Genomic DNA, 6,631 nt, shown 5'->3' on the forward strand with positions numbered 1-6,631 from the left:
GCGCTGCACAACAAAAATCAGAGCCATCAGCTTGGTTTGAAGTTTTGTATGCCGAAGCTCAAGGCGACACAACACAGATTCCTTGGGCCAAGTTAGCTCCTCACCCTTATCTGCAAGATTGGTTGACAAATCATCAACCGTTCGCTTCACAGCAAAAGGCGCTAGTTATTGGTTGTGGTTTGGGAGACGATGCTGAAGCTTTAGCAAATCTTGGATTTGAGGTAACGGCTTTTGATATTTCTCCTACGGCGATCGCTTGGTGTCAAGAGCGATTTCCCAATTCAACTGTCAACTACGTAGTTGCAGATTTGTTCGCAGTTCCGGCACAATGGCATCAAGCCTTTGACTTTGTGTTCGAGTGCCGTAACATTCAAGCGTTACTGTTAAATGTGCGTTATGCTGCTATTTCTTCGGTTGCCTGCCTTGTGGCTCCCAGTGGGACACTTTTGATGATTACTCGTGTTCGAGACACAGAAGCTGAACCGGATGGCCCACCTTGGGCACTATCAGACTCAGAACTGGAACAGTTTGAAAACTTGGGATTTGAGCAAGTAGAAAAACTTGAGTTTTTAGAATCTGAGTTTGACGTTAAGCAAGTGCGGATTGAGTATCAAAGGCATAGTTCATAATTCTTTGACATCCTCTGAGGGCTAACCGCTTGCCTTCTGGTAGTGTTTCTTGGGGGATGTCACTTTCATCAGGGATAATCAGCTAGTTGATCGCACCCTTTGTATTCACCTTGGAACCAAATCAGCTAAACCTATTTTCAGAAGTGAAGCCCACGCCGGTACGCAGAGCAGAGGGACTGCTGATGAGCGGTGATGCCCTACTGAAGTGGAAAGCGCAGATTTTGCACTATCAGCAACGGGTGAGGGAGAGCAAACCACCTGAACAGACGGCGTTATTTGATATTACACCCAACCGCTTCGACCCAGACGCGATAGATCCTTTTACTCTACCTTTGCAATCAATGGCGTTTTACAGGATGCCAACAGATGCGGGTAACGCCGCTATTTATTTTGTGAGCGATAATGCTATGCCCTTGCTGTTGTATGTTGATGAAACAAGACGATCTGGTAAACGCTGGAAAGGTGAGCATGGATGCAAGCAATATCTAGATAGTTACCATTCACTGCATCATCATTATGGACTGCAACGCTCCGTGAGCATCGCTTTCTGGTGGGATGCACCCACAGACCGACGCGCACGGCAGGAATTGGAATTGAACTTAATTTTGAAGTGGCGTAGTCCGTTCAATAAAGAGAACTGTGTGCGCTGGGGGCAACCTTTTGGGTAGGGTGGCTTACTTATGCTTTATGGCGCTACTTTTTCTTTAAACTGCTTACCAGGGGAAAATCCAGGCACTATCTAATAATTACTAATTCGTAATTCGTAATTCGTAATTAATTCATAATTGTGTAACTATCAGAATAGTTGTAAAAACTTTAAAGTTAAACAATTTTCTCCATGCGCTCATTACTCTTTCAAAACTTAAAGCTGACTATTCCTACAGCTTTATTATTTACGGTTCTTGGCTATATTCTAAGTCTATTTCTGAGTTTTCTTACCAATCCACAAGCAGCAAGATGGCAATTCCATCTAGAATTCGGGCCTGAACCCCGAAACCTTCATGAGCTTACAATTTTTCAAGCTCAGGCAGCATTCTCCGGTACAGCGCTCGGAATTCTAATAGCTCAAACAACTTTTTTTGTATATGTAAGTAAATTTGGACTCAGCAATCGTAGCACTAAGCAGTAATCATAAGCGATAAGCGCTATGCTTCAATTCACCACGGTTTTATACCAAGCTATATAGTTTTTACCGTCCTGTTTCACCTATCTGATCTGCATCGTCTGCTACTCCATTGCGAAAGCGTACTTCTAAGCCGTGTTCTAGATCCCAGTCACACTCAGCTAGCAACTCAAAGGTAGCAATATCCAGGTCAAACTCAACATGGGGCGGCACATAGATATATGAGAAAGTGACCTGCTCCCAGACCTGAATGGGATTAGCCAACAGTGGCATTGACTCATCTCCAATCATGTCACGATATACATCATAATTTTGCAGCACAACAGGAGCAGTGATGCGTAACACATCGGGTGGCAAGGCTAAAGCCTGCCGAATTGCTTCACGCTGAAGCAATGAAAGTTCCCCAATCTGCCCCTGTTCAAAATCCACACAAATCGGTACACGGCGATCGCCCAAAACAGCACATTGTGCTAAAGTCCAGTAGTTATCTTCCAATGTCATCTGTCCAAACTCAGCATCGTAATAACTTCTTGGGGATTCCATCATCTTCAGATATTACCTTTATTCTGGGTTTCCCTAGCAACTCTAAAAACTAGTGAAAATTTTACTTTGAAATTAGTCGTACTTTGTGAGCGAGAATATCGATAGTTAATATCATCGTTTCAATCACAATCCCGCCAAACCGAGCTTCATCAGCGCAGCATTTTACCCCATCAATATAGCAAATATGGCTTTCGTACTTCTCTTTAGTTTCAGTTATAATTCCCTCAAACCCTCCACTCATTGAGCTATTAAAAAAACTCAATTTTCGTCCCTGAGCATCACTTGCTTTGCTATAGCAATCATCGCAAACTGCGCGTGGATATCTTGGAAAATATCGAGTTGGGGTCGAACAGATTGGGCAAGGATGAAATTCAGTATTACTCATATATTTTTACTTGAAAAACTCCATCTTGTGACTTGGAGATTACTCAAGCCCACTACCTGTACTGTCAACAGCAGGGCTTCGGCAATCACTCATGAGAAATCGATTGAGCAGGCGATGGACTACGCCATTGCTTGAGTGATGCACTTCTACAGTTAAAGAAATTGCAAATCAAAACTCTTTTACTTGTCGTGGATCTTCATCAGGTGGATGCCAACCACCTTTGAGCCAAAGACGACGAGCTTTGACAATAGACCCTTCATTATGACGTTCATCATTGAGGTCTAAACGATTACTTGTAGCTTGTCCTACAGAACTAATGCCAATAATTTTTAGACCATCTGCTGACCAAATAAAGTGATCTGACCACTTTTGCTGGCGTGGATTAAACAGAGGTAGCATCTGTCCTGTATCTGGATCAATTCTAGTGGTGAAATTATAGCGATATCCGTTACAACGCTGACAAGCTAACGCCAGGTTATCAGGGTCATCCGAACCTTTAAGAGACTGTGGGATAATATGGTCAATAGAAAATAGAGCAGCACTTGCTTCTTCTGAAGAATGACAGTATTCACAAAGAAATTTTGCTCTTTGTCTGACTAATTTTTTGGTTGCATCATTAACTGTCATGATTCAGAAATGATTTTGGCATTAAGCAAGGTAAAAATTCTATCTAGTTCCAATATGCCTGCCAATTCAGCATCTTCTTCTGTGGTTAGCAATCCAGCTTTCTTTTTCTCAGACAATTCTTCGAGTCGAGACTGTAATTCTTCAGTAAATTTAAACAAATGTATGTCCCTAACTTTACTGAGTTTGATTCCAGAATCTACCCAGAATGAGGGTTGAACCATCATTTGAGTAATCATAAGCTGTATGTCTCGTTTAATTTAGCGGACTGGTGGTATTTTAACAGCGAATCTTCCTTACCTGCTTTAGTTTGAATGTCAGTTGATAAAAGGTAATGCGGTAGACTTGTCTTTTTCCCCAAAGAAGAAGCTTAAAATCACGGTTGTCGTCTATGATACGTTGATACGTTGGCTGATGCTGATTTCTAACCTTTGTAATGCCACAGTGTAGATTATTCGTTTTTTGCGTAAAGCATGAGATTTGAGGTGAATAGTATTATATAACGGTATTTACTATGGATAAACCGGGGACAACGCTAATTGTCTCCCCTATAATTTACTTCTATCAAAAACTGCTCTAGCTTCCGTCTAGGGCAGTTTTTGATTGCACGGTAGAAACCAGATTCACAACTGCATCTAATGGTGAAGCATATAACAGTATAGAACTTACGCACTTAACTTGATATTGAAACTATAGCCTTTCCCGGTCTATAGGACTCATATCTGATTTTTGAATAAGATTTCAGATAAAACCCTTAAAAAACAGGTTTTTCAGTTTGAGTATGTTTTCAGAAATCAAATCCGAGTCCTATAGTAAAGTACACAATCAATCAAATAAAGCTTTATATCTGATCAAGGGTACAAATGAAAGCATATTCCCTAGATTTACGTCAAAAAATACTTGATACATATAAGACAAGTGGAATATCACAACGTCAGTTAGCCAAAAGATTTTGTGTAACTTTAAGTTTTATCGAGAAATTACTTAAACAATACAGAGAAACAGGAAGTATTGCACCTAAAGTCAGAATGCAACAAACGCCACCGAAACTAAACTCTGAACAATTTAATATTCTGAAAGAAATAGTAGAAGCCAAGAATGATGCAACCTTGAAAGAGATTCGCGCAGAACTAGCCCAAAAGACAGGAGTTACGATCGGTATTTCTACAGTAGATAGAATGTTACAGAAGATGGAAATCAGCTTCAAAAAAAACATTACACGCCACAGAAAAGGAAACTGAAAGAGTTCAATTGTTAAGAGTCCAATTCTGGCTCTTAATTCAAGGAATACCTGCCAATAAGCTGATTTTTCTCGATGAGTCCGGAGCTAATCTATCTTTGAGCCGACATTCTGCTCGTTCCCCTAAAGGTGAAAGAGCGCATAGTACCCGACCTCAAAAACGCAGTAAAAATGTTTCAATAATCGGTGCAATTGGTCTAGGCGGTGTGATTAGCCAATATAGTATTGTCGGTGCAACTGATGGTCTAACATTTGAGGCTTATATTTCTCAAAAATTAGTTCCGAAACTGAAGAATGGTGATTATGTAATCATGGACAATTGCTCAATTCATAAAGGCGGAGATATCGAAAAACTCATCGATGCTGCCGAAGCTAAATTGATTTATTTACCACCATATTCTCCTGATTTTTCCCCAATCGAAAATTGTTGGTCAAAGGTGAAAAACATACTACGTTCTCTTAGTCCTAGGAGTTATCCAGATTTAGCTTCCTCGATTGAAGCTGCTTTTAAACAAGTCTCTTTGACCGATATTTATAATTGGTATACCCACTGTTGCTACTGTACTTCACTAGATTAGGAAACGCTATAAGAATGAAAAATAAGACAACGCCCCATGCTCAATTACAAAATTTCCAAAAAATGGTTAATTTTGGTGACACTAGCTTTGATATCTGCCTTGTTGCTGGCGATCGCTTCTTCTGCCTCAAGTATTTATTTATATGGCCGCAGTACTAATAATATCAAGGCAGATGCAGCAATTGTTTTAGGAGCGGCAGTTTGGGGAGAAAAACCATCTCCTGTTTTCAGAGAGCGAATTAACCACGCCATCAACTTATATAAAGATGGATCTGTTAAAACAATCATTTTTACTGGCGGAGTTGGCGAGAGTAATGAACCACCTGAAGCTATAGTTGGAAAAAATTATGCACTCGCACAACAGGTAAAAGCTGCTGATATTCTCACTGAAACTCAATCTCGTACAACTCACCAGAACCTCACAAATGCTTTGGAAGTAGCGAATGCTCACCAATTAAACAAGTTTCTTATTGTTAGCGATCCATTGCACATGAAACGAGCAGTATTGATGGCACGAAATTTAGGAATGGATGCACATTCGTCTCCCACACCGACTACCCGCTATCGCAGTTTTCACAGTCAAATGGAGTTTTTAAGCCGAGAAACTTATTTTTACTTTGTCTACTTAGTGTTTAAAATCTAGTTTTAGCAAACTGCAACTAAAAATTGCCTAGTTGAGCGATAACACAAAGCACCCCCTGAAGCAATCGCAACAACAAAAGCAAGTTTTAGTGAGCGCTCACGCCTGAAATCGCTAAATTTTAGCTGACTTTCCTCTCGGCAAACAGTGACAACTGTCCCGGAGAAATATTCCCGCGTCCGAATCGATGGTAGTAAAGGTGACAGCCACTGCATAGGCAAGCCAGGTTCTCAAGCCGATTGTCACTAGGGTCACAATTCCAGTGATGTACCTGAAGTGTATGAGCTTTGCACTGAGATTTTGTCCAATCAGGTGGTTTTTCCCCAGGACGTAAGCAGACCCTACCACATTTAGTACAACGCCAATCACAGTCAGCTTTTAGCGCTGTCGCAATTTCTTTCCAATTGTCTGGATATCAGGGCAAACGCATCTTATTTACTAATAAAAACTAAGGGAGATTCCAAAATGACATAGATAATTGTAAAAATCGGTGAAATGATAAATAAAACAAATCAAATGTTTTTTCAAAATCTGAATTAGCTTATCTTCAACTGAATGACTAATCATCAATACTAAAATAATTCAATTATGAGCTACATAAGAATATATTTACTTAGAGGATAAATAAAACTTTTATGTAAAACATTCAACTCAAGTTTTGATATACTATTTTAAGCTAACGCTAAAATACTTATAGAAATCATATTTGATTTCTGAAAAGGACTGCGAGATAATACGGGTAGAAATATCTGTCTAATAACGAACAATGATAACCCAGCGTCTAGAAATGGCGATCGCAGAATTACAAGAATTTATAGATAGCCGTCCAGATGCTCGTGAAGTCAGAAAAGCTTTGGCAGTGAAACTGGT

General features: G+C 40.0%; 10 protein-coding genes. 4 read left to right on the plus strand and 6 right to left on the minus strand.

Features of this window, described 5'->3' with window-relative positions:
* Together IQ274_RS36040 and IQ274_RS36045 are read left to right on the plus strand one after the other, a co-directional pair.
* Positions 1 to 629 (plus strand): class I SAM-dependent methyltransferase (locus IQ274_RS36040; RefSeq protein WP_194145213.1); only part of this gene is annotated, 629 nt, incomplete at its 5' end.
* Positions 630 to 739: 110 nt separating this feature from the next.
* A complete protein-coding gene (locus tag IQ274_RS36045; RefSeq protein ID WP_194145220.1) occupies positions 740 to 1,297 on the plus strand; it encodes a GIY-YIG nuclease family protein in 558 nt (185 codons plus the stop codon).
* 521 nt (positions 1,298 to 1,818) lie between these two features.
* On the opposite strand, the gene IQ274_RS36050 is transcribed toward IQ274_RS36045, so the two are convergent.
* The 4 genes from IQ274_RS36050 to IQ274_RS36065 all read right to left on the minus strand — a co-directional run bounded on the left by IQ274_RS36050 (position 1,819) and on the right by IQ274_RS36065 (position 3,543).
* Entirely contained in the window at positions 1,819 to 2,298 is a 480-nt protein-coding gene (locus tag IQ274_RS36050) for a DUF6985 domain-containing protein (RefSeq protein ID WP_194145214.1), read from the minus strand.
* A 58-nt stretch (positions 2,299 to 2,356) separates the two neighbouring features.
* Entirely contained in the window at positions 2,357 to 2,680 is a 324-nt protein-coding gene (locus tag IQ274_RS36055; protein ID WP_194145215.1) for a hypothetical protein, read from the minus strand.
* A 168-nt stretch (positions 2,681 to 2,848) separates the two neighbouring features.
* A complete protein-coding gene (locus IQ274_RS36060) occupies positions 2,849 to 3,307 on the minus strand; it encodes an HNH endonuclease (protein WP_194145216.1) in 459 nt (152 codons plus the stop codon).
* The gene (locus IQ274_RS36065; protein ID WP_163939136.1) at positions 3,304 to 3,543 is read right to left on the minus strand and encodes a hypothetical protein; all 240 of its coding nucleotides are present in this window, start codon (positions 3,541 to 3,543) and stop codon (positions 3,304 to 3,306) included. Before IQ274_RS36065 ends, IQ274_RS36060 begins: the two co-directional genes overlap by 4 nt.
* A gap of 624 nt (positions 3,544 to 4,167) precedes the next feature.
* Here IQ274_RS36065 and IQ274_RS36070 point away from each other — a divergent pair.
* Together IQ274_RS36070 and IQ274_RS36075 are read left to right on the plus strand one after the other, a co-directional pair.
* Positions 4,168 to 5,122 (plus strand): IS630 family transposase gene (locus tag IQ274_RS36070; RefSeq protein WP_194145217.1). Its coding sequence is split into 2 segments (ribosomal slippage): positions 4,168 to 4,511 and positions 4,510 to 5,122, totalling 957 coding nucleotides; the frame shifts between segments, so codons are not numbered across the junction.
* Between the two features lie 36 nt (positions 5,123 to 5,158).
* A complete protein-coding gene (locus IQ274_RS36075; RefSeq protein ID WP_194145218.1) occupies positions 5,159 to 5,764 on the plus strand; it encodes a YdcF family protein in 606 nt (201 codons plus the stop codon).
* 2 nt (positions 5,765 to 5,766) lie between these two features.
* Here the strand turns inward: IQ274_RS36075 and IQ274_RS36080 are convergent, their stop codons facing one another.
* Positions 5,767 to 5,976, minus strand: coding sequence for a hypothetical protein (locus tag IQ274_RS36080; protein ID WP_194145219.1), 210 nt, complete (start codon positions 5,974 to 5,976; stop codon positions 5,767 to 5,769).
* Positions 5,883 to 6,155 (minus strand): HNH endonuclease, encoded by a 273-nt coding sequence (locus tag IQ274_RS36085; RefSeq protein WP_194145221.1) that lies wholly within the window; start codon positions 6,153 to 6,155, stop codon positions 5,883 to 5,885. The genes IQ274_RS36080 and IQ274_RS36085 overlap by 94 nt, the downstream gene beginning before the upstream one ends.
* Positions 6,156 to 6,631: the final 476 nt, after the last annotated feature.

The sequence above is a fragment of the Nostoc sp. LEGE 12447 genome, from assembly GCF_015206985.1.
Taxonomy (GTDB): domain Bacteria; phylum Cyanobacteriota; class Cyanobacteriia; order Cyanobacteriales; family Nostocaceae; genus Nostoc.

What these genes read in the sequence shown, in the direction of transcription:
- IQ274_RS36075 (WP_194145218.1), top strand. Translation starts at nt 5,159, where the DNA reads ATGCTCAATTACAAAATTTCCAAAAAATGGTTAATTTTGGTGACACTA.
- IQ274_RS36065 (WP_163939136.1), bottom strand. Translation starts at nt 3,543, where the DNA reads ATGATTACTCAAATGATGGTTCAACCCTCATTCTGGGTAGATTCTGGA.
- IQ274_RS36080 (WP_194145219.1), bottom strand. Translation starts at nt 5,976, where the DNA reads ATGCAGTGGCTGTCACCTTTACTACCATCGATTCGGACGCGGGAATAT.
- IQ274_RS36050 (WP_194145214.1), bottom strand. Translation starts at nt 2,298, where the DNA reads ATGATGGAATCCCCAAGAAGTTATTACGATGCTGAGTTTGGACAGATG.
- IQ274_RS36060 (WP_194145216.1), bottom strand. Translation starts at nt 3,307, where the DNA reads ATGACAGTTAATGATGCAACCAAAAAATTAGTCAGACAAAGAGCAAAA.
- IQ274_RS36055 (WP_194145215.1), bottom strand. Translation starts at nt 2,680, where the DNA reads ATGAGTAATACTGAATTTCATCCTTGCCCAATCTGTTCGACCCCAACT.